This is a genomic window from Serratia marcescens (assembly GCF_006715005.1).
Taxonomy (GTDB): Bacteria; Pseudomonadota; Gammaproteobacteria; order Enterobacterales; family Enterobacteriaceae; genus Serratia; species Serratia montpellierensis.
Genome location: NZ_VFMJ01000001.1, coordinates 4,998,197 through 5,017,592 on the forward strand (window position 1 = coordinate 4,998,197; position 19,396 = coordinate 5,017,592).

The window sequence follows — 19,396 nt, forward strand, 5'->3', positions numbered from 1 at the left end:
AAATTTATCCCTCCGTAGATGTATTGGGATGAAGAGTAACCTGTCATAGAGTCTCTCAAATGTTTGCAGCGCGAACGATGGAAACATCTTCGGGTTGTGAGGTTAAGTGACTAAGCGTACACGGTGGATGCCTAGGCAGTCAGAGGCGATGAAGGGCGTGCTAATCTGCGAAAAGCGTCGGTAAGGTGATATGAACCGTTACAACCGGCGATACCCGAATGGGGAAACCCAGTGTGTTTCGACACACTATCATGTCATGAATACATAGTGGCATGAGGCGAACCGGGGGAACTGAAACATCTAAGTACCCCGAGGAAAAGAAATCAACCGAGATTCCCCCAGTAGCGGCGAGCGAACGGGGAGGAGCCCAGAACCTGAATCGGCTTGTGTGTTAGTGGAAGCGTCTGGAAAGTCGCGCAGCAAAGGGTGATAGCCCCGTACACTAAAATGCACAGGTCGTGAGTTCGATGAGTAGGGCGGGACACGTGACATCCTGTCTGAATATGGGGGGACCATCCTCCAAGGCTAAATACTCCTGACTGACCGATAGTGAACCAGTACCGTGAGGGAAAGGCGAAAAGAACCCCGGCGAGGGGAGTGAAATAGAACCTGAAACCGTGTACGTACAAGCAGTGGGAGCACCTTCGTGGTGTGACTGCGTACCTTTTGTATAATGGGTCAGCGACTTATATTTTGTAGCAAGGTTAACCGTATAGGGGAGCCGTAGGGAAACCGAGTCTTAACTGGGCGAATAGTTGCAAGGTATAGACCCGAAACCCGGTGATCTAGCCATGGGCAGGTTGAAGGTTGGGTAACACTAACTGGAGGACCGAACCGACTAATGTTGAAAAATTAGCGGATGACTTGTGGCTGGGGGTGAAAGGCCAATCAAACCGGGAGATAGCTGGTTCTCCCCGAAAGCTATTTAGGTAGCGCCTCGTGAACTCATCTTCGGGGGTAGAGCACTGTTTCGGCTAGGGGGCCATCCCGGCTTACCAAACCGATGCAAACTCCGAATACCGAAGAATGTTATCACGGGAGACACACGGCGGGTGCTAACGTCCGTCGTGAAGAGGGAAACAACCCAGACCGCCAGCTAAGGTCCCAAAGTCATGGTTAAGTGGGAAACGATGTGGGAAGGCATAGACAGCCAGGATGTTGGCTTAGAAGCAGCCATCATTTAAAGAAAGCGTAATAGCTCACTGGTCGAGTCGGCCTGCGCGGAAGATGTAACGGGGCTAAACCATGCACCGAAGCTGCGGCAGCGACGCTTAGGCGTTGTTGGGTAGGGGAGCGTTCTGTAAGCCGTTGAAGGTGGCCTGTGAGGGTTGCTGGAGGTATCAGAAGTGCGAATGCTGACATAAGTAACGATAAAGCGGGTGAAAAGCCCGCTCGCCGGAAGACCAAGGGTTCCTGTCCAACGTTAATCGGGGCAGGGTGAGTCGACCCCTAAGGCGAGGCTGAAAAGCGTAGTCGATGGGAAACAGGTTAATATTCCTGTACTTGGTGTTACTGCGAAGGGGGGACGGAGAAGGCTAGGCTAGCCGGGCGACGGTTGTCCCGGTTTAAGCGTGTAGGGGGTGTGACCTGGTAAATCCGGTTACATACTAACCCTGAGGCGTGATGACGATGCACTACGGTGCAGAAGTAGTTGATGCCCTGCTTCCAGGAAAAGCCTCTAAGCTCTAGGTAACATTAAATCGTACCCCAAACCGACACAGGTGGTCAGGTAGAGAATACCAAGGCGCTTGAGAGAACTCGGGTGAAGGAACTAGGCAAAATGGTGCCGTAACTTCGGGAGAAGGCACGCTGGCATGTAGGTGAAGTCCTTCGCGGATGGAGCTGAAGCCAGTCGAAGATACCAGCTGGCTGCAACTGTTTAATAAAAACACAGCACTGTGCAAACACGAAAGTGGACGTATACGGTGTGACGCCTGCCCGGTGCTGGAAGGTTAATTGATGGGGTCAGCCGCAAGGCGAAGCTCTTGATCGAAGCCCCAGTAAACGGCGGCCGTAACTATAACGGTCCTAAGGTAGCGAAATTCCTTGTCGGGTAAGTTCCGACCTGCACGAATGGCGTAATGATGGCCAGGCTGTCTCCACCCGAGACTCAGTGAAATTGAACTCGCTGTGAAGATGCAGTGTACCCGCGGCAAGACGGAAAGACCCCGTGAACCTTTACTATAGCTTGACACTGAACATTGAGCCTTGATGTGTAGGATAGGTGGGAGGCTTTGAAGCGTGGACGCCAGTCTGCGTGGAGCCATCCTTGAAATACCACCCTTTAATGTTTGATGTTCTAACTCGGCCCCATAATCTGGGGTGAGGACAGTGTCTGGTGGGTAGTTTGACTGGGGCGGTCTCCTCCCAAAGAGTAACGGAGGAGCACGAAGGTTAGCTAATCACGGTCGGACATCGTGAGGTTAGTGCAAAGGCATAAGCTAGCTTGACTGCGAGAGTGACGGCTCGAGCAGGTACGAAAGTAGGTCTTAGTGATCCGGTGGTTCTGAATGGAAGGGCCATCGCTCAACGGATAAAAGGTACTCCGGGGATAACAGGCTGATACCGCCCAAGAGTTCATATCGACGGCGGTGTTTGGCACCTCGATGTCGGCTCATCACATCCTGGGGCTGAAGTAGGTCCCAAGGGTATGGCTGTTCGCCATTTAAAGTGGTACGCGAGCTGGGTTTAGAACGTCGTGAGACAGTTCGGTCCCTATCTGCCGTGGGCGTTGGAAGATTGAGAGGGGTTGCTCCTAGTACGAGAGGACCGGAGTGAACGCACCACTGGTGTTCGGGTTGTCATGCCAATGGCATTGCCCGGTAGCTAAGTGCGGAAAAGATAAGCGCTGAAAGCATCTAAGCGCGAAACTTGCCTCAAGATGAGTCTTCCCTGGGCCTTTAAGGCCCCTGAAGGAACGTTTAAGACTAAGACGTTGATAGGCTGGGTGTGTAAGTGCAGCGATGCATTGAGCTAACCAGTACTAATGATCCGTGAGGCTTAACCTTACAACACCGAAGGTGTTTTTAGAGAGATTTTCAGCGAAGTTCCGAGATTGGTTCTGATGGCGACACGGGAGTGGCGCGGTTGGGATGAAACAGAATTTGCCTGGCGGCAATAGCGCGGTGGTCCCACCTGACCCCATGCCGAACTCAGAAGTGAAACGCCGTAGCGCCGATGGTAGTGTGGGGTCTCCCCATGCGAGAGTAGGACACTGCCAGGCATCAAATTAAGCGTGCTGATATGGCTCAGTTGGTAGAGCGCACCCTTGGTAAGGGTGAGGTCCCCAGTTCGACTCTGGGTATCAGCACCACTTTATTTAAAGTGGGTTTAGAAGTTCGGCAGAAAAAAGAATTTGCTTGGCGGCAATAGCGCGGTGGTCCCACCTGACCCCATGCCGAACTCAGAAGTGAAACGCCGTAGCGCCGATGGTAGTGTGGGGTCTCCCCATGCGAGAGTAGGACACTGCCAAGCATCAAATAAAACAACAAGCCTCATGCGAAAGCATGGGGCTTTTTGTTTTGTCTGTTATTTGGTGTTCTGCTCGAACATGGGCATGCGAAAGGCCCGTCGGGAACGGGCCTTAACGCCGCTTGCGGCGGCCCCGCAGGGGAGAGTCTCAGGATGAGACGAATACTGTAGGACACTGCCAAGCACCAAATAAGCCAAGAGGCCATCCGAAAGGATGGCCTTTTTGCTTTCAGCGCCTTTCATCTCCCTGCCATACCCTGGCGCCGCTCGCGCAATGAAACATTTTCACCTTTCCGCCGAATGCTCGACATCGACGGAAAAAAACGCTATCTTCGGGCATCTAGAAGTCTAAACGTATAAATGGATGTGTGAGGGTTAAGCAATGCCGATTCGTGTTCCTGATGAGTTACCTGCGGTCAATTTCTTGCGCGGTGAGAATGTCTTCGTGATGACATCCTCGCGGGCAAAAACACAGGAAATCAGGCCGCTGAAAGTGCTGATCCTCAACCTGATGCCAAAGAAGATCGAAACGGAAAACCAGTTTTTGCGCCTGCTGTCCAACTCGCCGCTGCAGATTGATATCCAGCTGCTGCGTATCGATAGCCGCGAATCGAAGAACACGCCGGCCGAGCATCTGAATAACTTCTATTGTGACTTCGAGGATATCCAGAACGAGAACTTCGATGGTTTGATCGTCACCGGCGCGCCGCTGGGGCTGGTCGATTTCTGCGATGTTGCCTACTGGCCGCAGATCGAGCGCGTGATCGACTGGGCTAAGAACCACGTTACCTCCACGCTGTTCGTGTGCTGGGCGGTACAGGCGGCGTTGAATATTCTGTACGGCATTCCCAAGATGACGCGCGAGGTGAAGCTCTCCGGCGTTTATCCGCACCAAACGCTGCAGCAGCATGCGTTGCTGACGCGCGGCTTCGACGAAAGCTTCCTGGCGCCGCATTCGCGCTATGCCGATTTCCCGACCGAGGTGATTCGCCAATATACCGACCTGGACATCCTGGCCGAATCCGAACAGGCCGGAGCCTACCTGTTCGCCAGCAGGGATAAGCGCCTGGCGTTCGTCACCGGCCATCCGGAATACGATACGTTGACCCTGGCAGGAGAGTATTGTCGCGACAACGATGCCGGCCTCGATCCTGCCGTACCGCTCAACTATTTCCCCGATGACAACCCCGCACTGACACCGAAAGCCACCTGGCGCAGCCATGGTCACCTCCTGTTTTCCAACTGGCTCAACTATTACGTCTACCAGATCACACCTTACGATCTGCGCCATATGAATCCCACGCTCGACTGATCTTTTCTGTCTGCCGGCGGCTGAATCGAGGCCGCCGCGCCGTTGATCCTCTGCACGATCCTCTTTTTATCCGTCCTTTTATCCAAAAAACCATTTCCCGACAAGGCGTTAGCACGTCTTTATTAAATTATTGGAACCAGTTTCCTTACCCGCTATTGTTGTTATTTTGTCTAACCAATTGATAATAAAGTGTTAATAAAATATTTAATAATAAAATGGAAATGGTTTTTGATTTTTATTTTTTGTTGAGTATTCTTAACTCTATCGGGATGAGATCTGACCAGTTGAGGATCGTTTCATCCGCCCTGATCCACAGTGATTTCTGATGAAAATGCGCCGGTCGCGCGGGCGCAACGATGGGAAGGAGCAAGGTCATGACGCAACAGATAGCAGGCACGGAATTAAGGTTTACGCAGGGTTTCGCCGCAGCGGAGCGCCAGGTGTTAACGGATGAAGCGGTTGAATTCCTGGCGGACCTGGTGGGGAAATTCACGCCGCGGCGCAACGAGCTGCTGGCGGCGCGTGTCCGCTGGCAACAAAATATCGATCGCGGTGAACTGCCGGGATTTATTTCGGAAACTGCTTCCATTCGTGAAGGTGACTGGCAAATCCGCGGCATTCCGCAAGACCTGCGTGACCGCAGGGTCGAGATCACCGGGCCGGTCGAGCGCAAGATGGTGATCAATGCGCTGAACGCCAACGTAAAAGTGTTTATGGCCGACTTCGAAGATTCGCTGGCGCCAAGCTGGGACAAAGTCATCGACGGCCAAATCAACCTGCATGATGCGGTTAACGGCACCATTTCCTACACCAATGAAGCCGGCAAAATCTACCAGCTGAAACCGAACCCGGCGGTATTGATCGCTCGCGTACGCGGTCTGCATCTGCCGGAGAAGCACGTGCTGTGGGGTGATGAGGCCATTCCCGGCGGCCTGTTCGATTTCGCGCTGTACTTCTACCACAACTATCGCCAGCTGCTGGCCAAGGGCAGCGGCCCGTATTTCTACCTGCCGAAAACCCAGTCCTGGGAAGAGGCGGCCTGGTGGAGCGATGTCTTCAGCTTTACCGAGGATCGTTTCGATCTGCCGCGCGGCACTATCAAAGCGACCGTACTGATCGAAACCCTGCCGGCGGTGTTCCAGATGGACGAGATCCTCTACCACCTGCGCGACCACATCGTCGGTCTGAACTGCGGCCGCTGGGATTACATCTTCAGCTACATCAAAACGCTGAAGAATCACGGCGATCGCGTGCTGCCGGATCGTCAGTCGGTGACCATGGAGAAACCTTTCCTCAGCGCCTATTCGCGCCTGCTGATCAAAACCTGTCATAAGCGCGGCGCGTTCGCCATGGGCGGCATGGCGGCGTTTATCCCGAGCAAAGACGCCGAGAAAAACGCCTGGGTGCTGAACAAGGTGCGGGCGGACAAAGAGCTGGAGGCCAGCAACGGCCACGACGGCACCTGGGTGGCACACCCGGGGCTGGCGGACACGGTGATGGAGGTGTTCGGCAAAGCATTGGGCGATCGCCAAAATCAGCTGGAGGTGCTGCGTGAGCAAGACGCGCCGATCAGCGCCGCACAGCTGCTGGCACCGTGCGACGGTGAGCGCACCGAAGCAGGGATGCGCGCCAATATCCGCGTGGCCGTGCAGTACATTGAAGCCTGGATCTCCGGCAACGGCTGCGTGCCGATTTACGGTTTGATGGAGGATGCGGCGACGGCGGAGATCTCCCGTACGTCTATCTGGCAGTGGATCCACCACGAGAAGAGCCTGAACGACGGGCGCCCGGTCACCAAGGCGCTGTTCCGCCAGATGCTGCAAGAAGAGATGTTGGTGGTGCGTGAAGAAGTAGGGGAAGCGCGCTTTAACGCCGGCCGGTTCGAAGAGGCGGCGCGCCTGATGGAGCGCATCACCACGCAAGATGAATTAATCGATTTCCTGACGCTGCCCGGCTATGCGCTGCTGGCCTGAATTTTCCCAATCAACCCTACATGACTGAAAGGATAAAAATTATGTCTACCTCCCGCTCTCAACAGATCCAGCAGCTGGAACAGGAATGGAAATCGGCCCGTTGGGAAGGCATTACCCGCCCCTATAGCGCCGAAGACGTGATCAACCTGCGCGGTTCGGTCAACCCGGAATGCACCCTGGCGCAAAACGGCGCCGCCAAACTGTGGGCATTGTTGAACGGCAAGGCGCGCAAAGGCTACGTGAACTGCCTGGGCGCGCTGACCGGCGGCCAGGCGCTGCAGCAGGCCAAAGCCGGCATCGAGGCTATCTACCTGTCCGGCTGGCAGGTGGCGGCGGATGCCAACAGCGCGGCGGCCATGTACCCTGACCAGTCGCTGTATCCGGTGGACTCCGTGCCGAAGGTCGTCGAGCGCATCAACAACACCTTCCGCCGCGCCGATCAGATCCAATGGGCGAACCGAATTGAGCCGGGCAGCAAAGGCTACACCGATTACTTCCTGCCGATCGTCGCCGATGCGGAAGCCGGCTTCGGCGGTGTGCTGAACGCCTTCGAGCTGATGAAAGCGATGATCACCGCCGGCGCCGCCGGGGTGCACTTTGAAGATCAGCTGGCGGCGGTGAAGAAGTGCGGCCATATGGGCGGCAAAGTGCTGGTGCCGACGCAAGAAGCGATTCAGAAGCTGGTCGCCGCACGCCTGGCGGCCGACGTGCTCGGCGTGCCGACGCTGGTGATCGCCCGCACCGACGCCGATGCGGCCGACCTGCTGACCTCCGATTGCGATCCGTATGACAGCGCCTTCATCACCGGCGAGCGCACGGCGGAAGGCTTCTTCCGCACCCATGCCGGCGTCGAGCAGGCGATCAGCCGCGGCCTGGCCTATGCCCCTTACGCGGATATGGTGTGGTGCGAAACCTCAACGCCGGATCTGGATGCCGCTCAGCGCTTCGCCGATGCCATCCACGCCAAATACCCAGGCAAGCTGTTGGCCTACAACTGCTCGCCATCGTTCAACTGGAAGAAGAACCTCGACGATCAGACCATCGCTCGCTTCCAGCAGGCGCTGTCGGACATGGGCTACAAGTATCAGTTCATCACGCTGGCGGGCATCCACAGCATGTGGTTCAACATGTTTGACCTGGCGCACGCCTATGCACAAGGCGAGGGGATGAAACACTACGTCGAGAAGGTGCAGCAGGCGGAGTTCGCCGCGGTGGATCGCGGTTACACCTTCGCGTCGCACCAGCAGGAGGTGGGCACCGGCTACTTCGACAAGGTCACCACCGTCATTCAGGGCGGCGCCTCTTCGGTCACCGCGCTGACCGGTTCGACGGAAGAACAGCAGTTCTGATGCGGCAAGCTTGAAGACGTTTCACCCGAAGCCTGCATGCGCAGGCTTCTTTTTCTGGCGGGGGTAAGGATGGCGGCAAAACTGGAGTTGTTGATCGCACAGACGATCCTGCAGGGCTTCGATGCGCAGTACGGCCGCTTTCTGGAAGTGACCGCCGGCGCGCAGCAGCGCTTCGAGCAGGCGGACTGGCCGGCGGTGCAGCAGGCGATGAAAAAGCGCATCCATCTGTATGACCATCACGTCGGCCTGGTGGTGGAGCAGCTCAAATGCATCACCGGGCAGAAATACTTCGACGCCGATTTCCCCAGCCGGGTTAAAGCGGTTTATATCGACCTGCTGCCGGACTATCCGCGTTTCGAGATCGCCGAAAGCTTCTTTAACTCGGTCTATTGCCGGCTGTTCAGGCACCGCGATCTGACGCCGGACAAGCTGTTCGTCTTCAGTTCGCAGCCGGAACGGCGCTTTCGCGACATACCGCGTCCGCTGGCACGCGATTTCACCCCCAATGGCGATCTGCCGGCGATGCTGCGTAGCGTGCTGAGCGATCTGCCGCTGCGGCTGCCGTGGGAGGACTTGGCGCGCGATATTCGCGACATCACTCAGGCGCTGCAACGCGCCTTCAGCGCAGCGCAGCTGGCGGGCGCAACCTTCCAGATAGCCAACGAACTGTTCTATCGCAACAAGGCCGCCTGGCTGGTCGGCAAGCTGCGCCTGGCCGACGGTGTTTATCCGTTCTTGCTCCCGATCCACCACAGCGAGTCGGGCGCGCTGTTTATCGATGCCTGCCTGACCGGCAAGGCCGAGGCCAGCATCGTCTTCGGCTTCGCCCGCTCTTATTTCATGGTCTACGCGCCGCTGCCGGCGGCGATGGTGGAGTGGCTGCGCGAGATCCTGCCGGGCAAAACCACCGCCGAGCTGTACATGGCGATCGGCTGCCAGAAGCACGGTAAAACCGAATGCTATCGCGAATACCTGACCTTTATGGCGCAGTCGCAGGAGCAATTTATCATCGCGCCGGGGGTGAAGGGCATGGTGATGCTGGTGTTCACTCTGCCGTCCTTCGATCGGGTGTTTAAAGTGATCAAAGACGAATTCGCCCCGCAAAAAGAGGTAACGCAGGCGCAGGTGATGGCTTGCTATCAGCTGGTGAAAGAGCACGATCGCGTCGGGCGCATGGCGGATACCCAGGAGTACGAGAATTTCGTCGTCGACAAGGCGCGCCTCAGCCCGGAGCTGTTGGCGGAGCTGCGGCGCGAAGTGCCGGGCAAACTGGAAGATCTCGGCGATCGCATCGTGATCAAGCATCTGTATATGGAACGGCGCATGACGCCGCTGAACCTGTATCTGGAGCAGGCCAACGACCAGCAGATGCGCGATGCGATTGAAGAGTACGGCAATGCCATCAAGCAGCTGGCCGCCGCCAATATCTTCCCCGGCGACATGCTGTTCAAAAACTTCGGCGTGACGCGCCACGGGCGGGTGGTGTTCTACGACTACGACGAGATTTGCTACATGACTGAGGTTAACTTCCGCGACATTCCGCCGCCGCGCTATCCGGAGGACGAATTGGCCAGCGAGCCGTGGTACAGCATCGCGCCCAACGACGTGTTCCCGGAGGAGTTCCGTCACTTCCTGTGCGGCGATCGGCGCATTCGGCGGGTGTTTGAAGAGCTGCACAGCGATCTGTTTACCGCGGAGTATTGGCGTGGGTTGCAGCAGCGCATCCGCGAGGGGCACGTGGAAGACGTGTTCGCTTACCGCAAGAAGCAGCGGTTCAGCCAGCGCAGCGGGGCGGCCCTGCCGGCCGCCACCGCTGCGATGTAAATCAGGCCTTGGCGCCCGCGACGGCGGCGCGCGCCAGTTCGGTGATACGGGCGTAGTCGCCGCTTTCCAGCGCGTCCGCCGGCACCAGCCAGGAGCCGCCGATGCACAGTACGCTTTTCAGCGCCAGATAGCTGCGGTAATTGTCCGGCGAGATGCCGCCGGTCGGGCAGAAACGCACCTGCGGGAACGGGCCGCCGATCGCCTGCAGCGCTTTTACGCCGCCGTTGGCTTCCGCCGGGAAGAATTTAAACTCGCGCAGGCCGTAATCCATGCCCAGCATCAGCTCGGAAACGGTGCTGATGCCCGGAATCAGCGGAATGGACCCGGCGGTGGCCGCCTTGAGCAGTTCGTCGGTCAATCCTGGGCTGATGGCGAACTGCGCGCCGGCTTCGGTCACTTCACGCAGCTGCTGCGGATTGATCACCGTACCGGCGCCGATGATCGCTTCCGGCACTTCTTGGGCGATGGCGCGAATGGCGTCCATGGCGCAGGCGGTGCGCAGCGTCACTTCCAGCACCCGCACGCCGCCGGCGACCAGCGCTTTCGCCAGCGGCACTGCATGTTCCAGCTTGTTGACAACGATGACCGGCACCACCGGCCCCGCCGTCAGGATCTGCTCGGCGCTTGTTTTCCACTTGTTCATGATGACGTTCTCCTCTGTGGCCGCCGCCAGGCGGCGATGCGGCCAGGCTATCGATTAAAATTTGATGCAGCAGGCGCCCTGCTCGGCGCCGGACAGCTGGCTGCGCAGCGCGCCGAACAGCTCGCGGCCGCAGCCGATGTGTTCGGCGCTCAGATCGGGCTGGCATGGCGCGCGCTGGGCCAGTTCGTCGGCGTCGACCAGCACCTGCAGCTCGCCGCTGCGGCCGTTGACGCGGATCGGATCGCCGTCGCGCACTTTCGCCAGCAGGCCGCCGCTATAGGCTTCCGGGGTGACGTGGATGGCGGAAGGCACCTTGCCGGAGGCGCCTGACAGGCGGCCGTCGGTCACCAGCGCCACTTTGAAGCCGCGATCCATCAGCACGCCCAGCGGCGGCATCAGCTTGTGCAGCTCCGGCATGCCGTTGGCCTGCGGCCCCTGGAAGCGCACCACCACCACGCAATCGCGATCCAGCTTGCCGGCTTCGAACGCCGGCACGATGTCGTGCTGGCTGTCGAACACCACCGCCGGCGCTTCGATGATCTGGTTGTCGGCGGGCACCGCCGAGGTTTTCATCACCGCACGGCCCAGATTGCCGGCCATCACTTTGGTGCCGCCGTGATGCTCAAACGGCTGAGCGACGCTGGCGATCACGCTGGCGTCGAGCGAGCCGGCCACGCCTTCGCGCCACACCAGCTGGCCATTATCCAGCCAGGGTTCCTGGGTGTAGCGGTGCAGGCCGAAACCGGCCACGGTATGCACGTCTTCGTGCAGCAGCCCGTGTTGCAGCAGCTCGCGCACCACCAGCGGCACGCCGCCGGCGGCCTGGAACTGGTTGATGTCGGCTGGGCCGTTCGGATAGATGCGGCACAGCAGCGGCACCGCCTCCGACAGCTCCGAGAAATCGTCCCAGGTAATGATGATGCCTGCTGCGCGCGCCATCGCCACCAGATGCATGGTCAGGTTGGTGGAGCCGCCGGTGGCCAGCAGCGAGACGATGCCGTTCACCACCACTTTCTCGTCCACCAGACGGCCGATCGGCAGGTAGTTGCCGGCGGTGTCGGTCAGCCGGGTCACCTGGCGCGCGGCGGCATCGTTCAGTGCGTCGCGCAGCGGCGTGTCCGGATGCACGAAAGAGGCGCCCGGCAGGTGCAGGCCCATCACTTCCATCACCATCTGGTTGGTGTTGGCGGTGCCGTAGAAGGTACAGGTGCCGATACCGTGATAGGACGCGGCCTCGGCCTCCAGCAGCGCCAGACGGTCGGCCTTGCCCTCGGCGTACAGTTGGCGCACGCGCACCTTTTCCTTGTTCGGCAGGCCGCTGCTCATCGGGCCGGCCGGCACGAACAGCGCGGGCAGGTGGCCGAAGGAGAGGGCGGCCATCACCAGTCCGGGCACGATCTTGTCGCAGATGCCGAGGAACAGCGCGCCGTCGAACATATTGTGCGACAGGCCGACGGCGGCCGACATGGCGATCACGTCGCGGCTCATCAGCGACAGCTCCATGCCGTCCTGTCCCTGCGTCACGCCGTCGCACATCGCCGGCACGCCGCCGGCCACCTGGCCCACGGCACCGACCGCTTTCAGCGCCTGCTTCAGCCGCTGCGGGTAGTGCTCATACGGCTGGTGGGCCGACAGCATGTCGTTATAAGCGGTGATGATGGCGATATCGCTGCGCACCATGTTTTTCAGCGACGTCTTGTCATCGGGCTGACAGGCGGCGAAGCCGTGGGCCAGGTTGCCGCAGGCCAGCTGCGCGCGGTGGACGGTTTGGGCGCGGGCCGCTTCGATGCGCGCCAGATAGGCGGCGCGGCTGGCTTGGGAACGGTGGATGATGCGCTGTGTGACACGGGACAAGGTTGGGTTAATCATGCCTTCCTCACATTGCTGTTGTTATAGTCGTCGCCGCCTGTGGCGGTGCCCCCGGGGATGATTTGCAGCCCTGGTGTGCAAGGCCGGGGGCGATTTAGGATTTAAAACATCGTGAATGCAATCATGCCGATGGCGCCGCCGACGCTGCCCAGAAGGGTTTCCATCACCGTCCAGGTTTTCAGCGTTTGCAGCTCGTTGGCACCGGTGAATTTGCCGAACAGCCAGAAACCGGCGTCGTTGACGTGGCTCAGCACGATGGAGCCGCCGGCGATGCAGATGGCCAGCGCGGCCAACTGCCCGCCGTTCAGCCCGAGCTGGCTGGTCACCGGCAGCACCAGGCCGACGGTGGTCAGGCAGGCGACGGTGGCCGAGCCCTGGATCACCCGCACCATGGCGGACAGCGCGAACGCGGCCACGGCGATCGGCAGGCCGGCGCCGATCATGGCGTCACCCAGCGCCGGCCCGACGCCGGAATCCACCAGGATCTGTTTGAACACCCCGCCGGCGCCGGTCATCAGCAGGATGATTCCGGCCGGTTGCACGGCGGCGGAGCAGATGGCCAGCGTCTGTTCGTTGCTCATGCCGCGCGGTTTCGCCAGGCCGTAAATCACGATCAGGCAGGCCAGCAGGATGGCGGTGAACGGGTGGCCGATAAACTCCAGCCACTGCTGCAGCTGCGAACCCGGGGTGACCAGCCGCGCGCCGATAGTTTTCATGCCGACCAGCACCAGCGGGCACAGCACCAGCGCCAGGCTGAAGCCGAACGACGGCAGATTGCCCTTGGTCAGCGTCGGCTCGTTCTCTTCCGGCGGCATTGGCCAGTTGACGAAGCGGCTGATAAAGCTGCCGTACAGCGGGCCGGCGATCAGCATGCCGATCACCGCTGCCACCAGGCCGATGGCGATCATCCAGCCGAAATCGGCCTTCATCTGCGAAGCCAGCAGCATCGGCACCGGCCCCGGCAGCAGGAAGGAGGCGGCGGCGGCCACCCCAGCGAACAGCGGGATCGCCAGTTTGACGATATTGCCGTCGGTGCGGCGCGCCACGGCGAACACGATGCCGATCAGCAGCACCACCGCCACGTCGAAGAACAGCGGCAGCGCGCAGATCAGGCCGGCGATGCCGAGCGCGTAGTGCGCTTTGCTTTGTCCGAATCGTTTCAGCAATTGCGCCGCAATTTGATCGAGCGCGCCGACCTCATGCAGGATCTTGCCGAACATCGCCCCGAGCGCCACCACGATCGCCAGGAAACCCAGCGTGTCGCCCATGCCTTTCTGCATGGTGTCGGCGATACGGTCCAGCGGCATGCCGGAGAAGATGCCGGCGGCGATGGACACCAGCATCAGCGCGACGAAGGCGTGCATGCGCGCCTTCATCACCAGGAATAACAGCAGTAAAACCGAGCCGACTGCGGTACCGACCAGCGTTACGGTACTCACGCGCACACGTCCTGCGGCAGGAAGCTCTGGATATGGCGTACGGTATCGGCGATCACCGCGTCCAGCGGTTGATTGATGTCGATTGCCATCACGTCGCTCTCGTCGGCGCCCGGTTGCTCCAGCGCGGCGAACTGGGTGACCAGCATCTGCGGCTTGAAGAAGTGGCCGTTGCGCGCCGCCAGGCGGGATTCGATCACCGGGAACTCGCCGTGCAGATAGATGAACGACAGGTTGCCGTTGCCGGCGCGCAGGCGGTCGCGATACTGCTTTTTCAGCGCCGAGCAGACGATGATTGACACGCTGTTGGTGCGCTGCATGGCGAAGGCGGCGTCGTTGAGCGCGGCCAGCCACGGCGCGCGATCGTCGTCGTTCAACGCGTCGCCGGCGGCCATCTTCAGAATGTTGCTGCGTGGGTGCAGGAAGTCGCCGTCGAGGAAACCGGCGGAGAGTTGGCGGGCCGCGGCGGCAGCGACGGCGGACTTGCCGCTGCCGGAAACGCCCATAACGACGTAAATGCGATTTTGATTGTTGGTCATGGCTTGGCTCCAAAACACCGGGTGACGTTACCTTCGTTCAGCTTGATTGTTACCGGTAACATGTTATCGGTAACATTGTCGAAGGAAGTGTGAGCGGTTGCAATGGGCTTTCGCCGTGAGGATCGTTAACTGTGATCGGCTTCAAGCTTTTTTCCCGTGTGCTAAACAGGATGCCGACAGCCTGTTACATGCTGACAACAGAGCATAACAGGGGAGCAGAGGCGCACTGGGGCGCCCCTTGGATGAGCGGGATTAGCGCACGCCGCCGTAGGCCAGGCTGATCTCTTTCGCCGCGTGGATCACCAGCGCGCCCAGCTCGATCACGCGATCGTCGGTGATGCGCGACACCGGGCCGGAGATGGAGATGGCGGCGAAGGCTTCGCGGTGCTCGTCGAAGATGCAGGCCGCCACGCAGCGCAGGCCGAGCGCGTGCTCTTCGTCGTCAAAGGAGAAGCCTTGTTTGCGGATCTGCGCCAGCCCCTCTTTCAGGTTGTGCGGCGTCAGAGTGTGTGGCGTGTAGGTGTGCATGCCTTTCTTGTGCAGCAGTTTGGTCACCTGATCGTCCGGCAGGGTGGCGAGGAACGCTTTGCCGGCGCCGGAGGCGTGCATCGGCAGTTTGCCACCGATCGGCGCCGACATGCGCATCAGCGCCGTACACTGCACCTGATCGATGATGATCGCCTGGTACTCGCTGGTATCCAGCACCGCCAGGTTGACCGTTTCGCCGGACTCTTCCATCAGGCGGCGCAGCGTCGGATGCACCATCGCCAGCAGGTTGCGGCTTTGCAGGAAGCTGCTGCCGACCACAAAGGCGTGCGAGCCGATGGTCCACAGGCCGAGATCGCCGACCTGGCGCACGAATCCCTGCTGCTGCATGGTGGTGAGCAGGCGGTGAGTGGTGGAATTCGGCAGGCCGGCCTGCTGGGCCAGATCGGTCAGCGCCACGTTGCCCTGGGCTTCCGAAATGTATTCCAACAGTTTCAGGCCACGGGTCAACGATTGTACCTGACCGGTCGCCGCACTGGCGGCGGGGGCTGCTGTGCGGGGCTTCTTGCCGCGCTTGGCGGGAGCAGGGGTGGCCATGGGTGAGATTCCTTTTTCCGTATTATGGAATTCATTTTCGTTTTTTGTCGATGAATTGCAAGTCGCCGCCAGCTCATCGGAGGTGTTGACGCACAACCTGAAAAACTCTCAATTGTCGCCTGGCCCTTTGTCCTTACAAGCTGTGCTAGGATGACTCGTTGGTTTTTGCGGCAGTTGAGCAATGGGCTGGATGGCAATGGAAGGGGTTACAGTGACGAATCGAGTAGAACAACTGCGCCGCCAGTTAGCGCAGCGCATTTTAGTGTTGGACGGCGGCATGGGCACCATGATCCAGAGCTATCGCCTGGACGAGCGCGATTTTCGCGGTGAGCGTTTCGCCGACTGGCGCAGCGATCTGAAAGGCAATAACGATCTGCTGGTGCTGACCAAGCCGGAAGTGATCACCGCCATTCATTACGCCTATCTTGAGGCGGGCGCCGATATCCTTGAGACCAATACCTTCAACTCCACCTCCATCGCCATGGCCGACTACCACATGGAGTCGCTGTCCGCCGAGATTAACTATCAGGCCGCCTGTCTGGCGCGCGCCTGCGCCGACGAATGGACGGCGCGCACGCCGGAAAAACCGCGCTACGTCGCCGGGGTGTTGGGGCCGACCAACCGCACCGCGTCCATCTCGCCGAACGTCAACGATCCGGCGTTCCGCAACATCTCGTTCGATGAACTGGTGGCGGCTTACCGAGAATCGACTCGCGCGCTGGTGGAAGGCGGCGTCGATCTGATCATGATCGAAACCATCTTCGACACCCTGAATGCCAAGGCCGCCGCTTTTGCGGTGGAAACCGAATTCGAAGCACTGGGGGTGGAGCTGCCGATCATGATTTCCGGCACCATCACCGACGCCTCCGGCCGCACCCTGTCCGGCCAGACCACCGAAGCGTTTTACAATTCGCTGCGCCACGTCAAGCCGCTGACCTTCGGCCTGAACTGCGCCCTGGGGCCGGACGAACTGCGCCAGTACGTTGCCGAGCTGGCGCGCATCTCGGAGACCTACGTCACCGCGCACCCGAACGCCGGTTTGCCGAACGCCTTCGGCGAATACGATCTGGATGCGGCCGAGATGGCGCGCCAGGTCGGGGAGTGGGCGCAGGCCGGCTTCCTCAATATCATCGGCGGCTGCTGCGGCACCACGCCGGAACATATCGCCGCGATGGCCAACGCGGTCGAGGGCGTGCCGCCGCGCCGGCTGCCGGAGATCCCGGTCGCCTGCCGCCTGGCCGGTCTGGAACCGTTGACCATCGACGCCAACACCCTGTTCGTCAACGTCGGCGAACGCACCAACGTCACCGGTTCGGCGCGCTTCAAGCGCCTGATCAAAGAAGAGAAATACAACGAGGCGCTCGACGTGGCGCGCCAACAGGTCGAGAGCGGCGCGCAGATCATCGACATCAACATGGACGAGGGGATGCTCGATGCCGAAGCGGCGATGGTGCGTTTCCTCAACCTGATCGCCGGCGAGCCGGATATCGCCCGGGTGCCGATCATGATCGACTCCTCCAAGTGGTCCGTTATCGAGAAAGGCCTGAAGTGCATTCAGGGCAAGGGCATCGTCAACTCGATCTCGATGAAGGAGGGCGAAGAGGCCTTTATCCATCACGCCAAACTGGTGCGCCGCTACGGCGCCGCAGTGGTGGTGATGGCGTTCGACGAAGTGGGCCAGGCGGACACCCGCCAGCGCAAGTTCGAGATCTGCCGCCGCGCCTATAAAATTTTGACCGAACGCGTCGGCTTCCCGCCGGAAGACATCATTTTCGACCCGAACATCTTCGCCGTCGCCACCGGCATCGACGAGCACAACAACTACGCCGTCGACTTTATCGAAGCCTGCGGCGACATCAAAACCCACCTGCCGCACGCGATGATCTCCGGCGGGGTGTCCAACGTGTCGTTTTCGTTCCGCGGTAACGATCCGGTGCGCGAAGCGATCCATGCGGTATTCCTGTATCACGCCATTCGCAACGGCATGGACATGGGCATCGTCAACGCCGGGCAGCTGGCGATTTATGACGATCTGCCTACCGAGCTGCGCGAGGCGGTAGAAGACGTGATCCTCAACCGTCGCGAGGACGGCACCGAACGCCTGCTGGAGCTGGCGGAAAAGTACCGCGGCAGCAAAGACGGCGAAGCGGCGGTGCAGCAGGCGGAGTGGCGCGGCTGGCCGGTGGAGAAGCGGCTGGAATATTCGCTGGTGAAGGGCATCACCGAGTTTATCGAGCTGGACACCGAAGAAGCGCGGCAGCAGGCCGAACGCCCGATCGAAGTGATCGAAGGGCCACTGATGGCCGGGATGAACGTGGTCGGCGATCTGTTCGGCGAGGGCAAGATGTTCCTGCCGCAGGTGGTGAAATCCGCCCGCGTGATGAAGCAGGCGGTGGCCTACCTGGAACCGTACATCGAGGCCAGCAAGCAGCAAGGCACCTCCGCGGGGAAAATCCTGTTGGCGACGGTGAAGGGCGACGTGCATGACATCGGCAAGAACATCGTCGGCGTGGTGCTGCAGTGCAATAACTATGAAATCGTCGATCTGGGCGTGATGGTGCCGACGGAGAAAATCCTGCGCACCGCGCGCGAGGAGAACGTGGACATCATCGGCCTGTCGGGGCTGATCACGCCGTCGCTCGACGAGATGGTCAACGTGGCCAAAGAGATGGAGCGCCAGGGCTTTACGCTGCCGCTGCTGATCGGCGGCGCCACCACCTCCAAGGCGCACACCGCGGTGAAAATCGAGCAGAACTACAGCGGCCCGACCACCTACGTGCAGAACGCTTCGCGCACCGTGGGCGTGGTGTCGGCACTGCTGTCCGCCACCCAGCGCGACGAGTTTGTGGCGCGCACCCGCAAAGAGTATGAAACGGTGCGCATTCAGCACGCGCGCAAAAAACCGCGCACGCCGCCGGTCGATTTGCAGAAGGCGCGCGCCAACGCCATGGCGCTGGACTGGGCCGATTATCAGCCGCCGGCGCCGCGGCAACTCGGCGTGTTTCCGGTGGCGGCCGGCATAGAGACGCTGCGCCACTACATCGACTGGACACCGTTCTTCATGACCTGGTCGTTGGCGGGCAAATACCCGCGCATCCTGGAAGACGAGGTGGTGGGGGAAGAGGCCAAGCGCCTGTTCCACGACGCCAATCAGATGCTGGATCGGCTGGCCGCCGAGCGCAGCCTCAACCCGCGCGGCGTTTACGGCCTGTTCCCGGCCAACCGCGTCGGCGACGACGTGGAAGTGTACCGCGACGAACGGCGTGACGAGGTGCTGGCGGTGAGCCGCCATCTGCGCCAGCAGACGGAAAAAACCGACTTCCCGAACTACTGCCTGGCGGACTTCGTGGCGCCGAAAAGCAGCGGCAAGGCCGACTACTTCGGCGCCTTCGCGGTGACCGGCGGGCTGGAGGAGGACGCGCTGGCGGCGGCGTACGACGCGCAGCACGACGATTACAACAAAATCATGGTCAAGGCGTTGGCGGATCGCTTGGCGGAGGCCTTCGCCGAATACCTGCATGAGCAGGTGCGCAAGTTGCACTGGGGCTATGCCGCCGACGAGAGCCTGAGCAACGAGGAACTGATCCGCGAAAACTATCAGGGCATCCGGCCGGCGCCGGGCTACCCGGCCTGCCCGGAGCACACTGAAAAAGCGACCATCTGGCAGCTGCTGGACGTCAACCGCCACACCGGTATGGAACTGACGGAGTCCTTCGCCATGTGGCCGGGGGCGGCGGTATCCGGCTGGTACTTCAGCCATCCTGAGAGCAAGTACTTCGCGGTGGCGCAGATCCAGCGCGATCAGGTGGAAGACTACGCGGTGCGTAAAGGGATGAGCGTGAGCGAGGTCGAACGCTGGCTGGCGCCAAACCTCGGCTACGACGCCGACTGATTTCC

General features: G+C 60.3%; 10 protein-coding genes, 1 tRNA gene and 3 rRNA genes. 9 read left to right on the forward strand and 5 right to left on the reverse strand.

The features are described 5' to 3' along the window. The first annotated feature begins 100 nt into the window (after window positions 1-100). The 8 genes from FHU12_RS24240 to aceK all read left to right on the forward strand — a co-directional run bounded on the left by FHU12_RS24240 (window position 101) and on the right by aceK (window position 9,929). Window positions 101-3,008, forward strand: a 23S ribosomal RNA gene (locus tag FHU12_RS24240). A gap of 99 nt (window positions 3,009-3,107) precedes the next feature. Further along, window positions 3,108-3,223, forward strand: a 5S ribosomal RNA gene (rrf, locus tag FHU12_RS24245). A 14-nt stretch (window positions 3,224-3,237) separates the two neighbouring features. After that, window positions 3,238-3,313: transfer RNA gene (locus tag FHU12_RS24250), tRNA-Thr, on the forward strand. Window positions 3,314-3,358: 45 nt separating this feature from the next. Continuing rightward, window positions 3,359-3,474 (forward strand): 5S ribosomal RNA (gene rrf, locus FHU12_RS24255). Window positions 3,475-3,853: 379 nt separating this feature from the next. Further along, entirely contained in the window at window positions 3,854-4,783 is a 930-nt protein-coding gene (gene metA, locus FHU12_RS24260) for a homoserine O-acetyltransferase MetA (RefSeq protein WP_043139603.1), read from the forward strand. A 374-nt stretch (window positions 4,784-5,157) separates the two neighbouring features. Then, window positions 5,158-6,756, forward strand: coding sequence for a malate synthase A (aceB, locus tag FHU12_RS24265; protein ID WP_141972236.1), 1,599 nt, complete (start codon window positions 5,158-5,160; stop codon window positions 6,754-6,756). Between the two features lie 41 nt (window positions 6,757-6,797). After that, complete coding sequence (gene aceA / locus FHU12_RS24270; RefSeq protein WP_141972238.1) at window positions 6,798-8,105, forward strand: isocitrate lyase; 1,308 nt, start codon at window positions 6,798-6,800, stop codon at window positions 8,103-8,105. Between the two features lie 69 nt (window positions 8,106-8,174). Next, window positions 8,175-9,929 carry a bifunctional isocitrate dehydrogenase kinase/phosphatase gene (aceK, locus tag FHU12_RS24275; protein WP_141972240.1) on the forward strand — a complete coding sequence of 585 codons (1,755 nt, stop codon included), beginning with the start codon at window positions 8,175-8,177 and terminating at the stop codon, window positions 9,927-9,929. Window position 9,930: 1 nt separating this feature from the next. Here the strand turns inward: aceK and FHU12_RS24280 are convergent, their stop codons facing one another. From FHU12_RS24280 to iclR, 5 genes are all read right to left on the reverse strand, one after another. Then, window positions 9,931-10,572, reverse strand: coding sequence for a bifunctional 4-hydroxy-2-oxoglutarate aldolase/2-dehydro-3-deoxy-phosphogluconate aldolase (locus FHU12_RS24280; protein ID WP_141972242.1), 642 nt, complete (start codon window positions 10,570-10,572; stop codon window positions 9,931-9,933). Window positions 10,573-10,626: 54 nt separating this feature from the next. After that, entirely contained in the window at window positions 10,627-12,441 is a 1,815-nt protein-coding gene (edd, locus tag FHU12_RS24285) for a phosphogluconate dehydratase (protein WP_141972244.1), read from the reverse strand. Between the two features lie 101 nt (window positions 12,442-12,542). Then, entirely contained in the window at window positions 12,543-13,880 is a 1,338-nt protein-coding gene (gntU, locus tag FHU12_RS24290; RefSeq protein ID WP_141972246.1) for a gluconate transporter, read from the reverse strand. Continuing rightward, a complete protein-coding gene (gntK, locus tag FHU12_RS24295) occupies window positions 13,877-14,416 on the reverse strand; it encodes a gluconokinase (RefSeq protein WP_141972248.1) in 540 nt (179 codons plus the stop codon). The genes gntU and gntK overlap by 4 nt, the downstream gene beginning before the upstream one ends. Window positions 14,417-14,668: 252 nt before the next feature. Beyond that, window positions 14,669-15,499 (reverse strand): glyoxylate bypass operon transcriptional repressor IclR, encoded by an 831-nt coding sequence (iclR, locus tag FHU12_RS24300; protein WP_141972250.1) that lies wholly within the window; start codon window positions 15,497-15,499, stop codon window positions 14,669-14,671. Between the two features lie 196 nt (window positions 15,500-15,695). Here iclR and metH point away from each other — a divergent pair, with 196 nt between their 5' ends. After that, window positions 15,696-19,391: a methionine synthase gene (metH, locus tag FHU12_RS24305; protein WP_141972252.1), complete on the forward strand. Its 3,696-nt coding sequence runs from the start codon at window positions 15,696-15,698 to the stop codon at window positions 19,389-19,391. Window positions 19,392-19,396 lie beyond the last annotated feature (5 nt).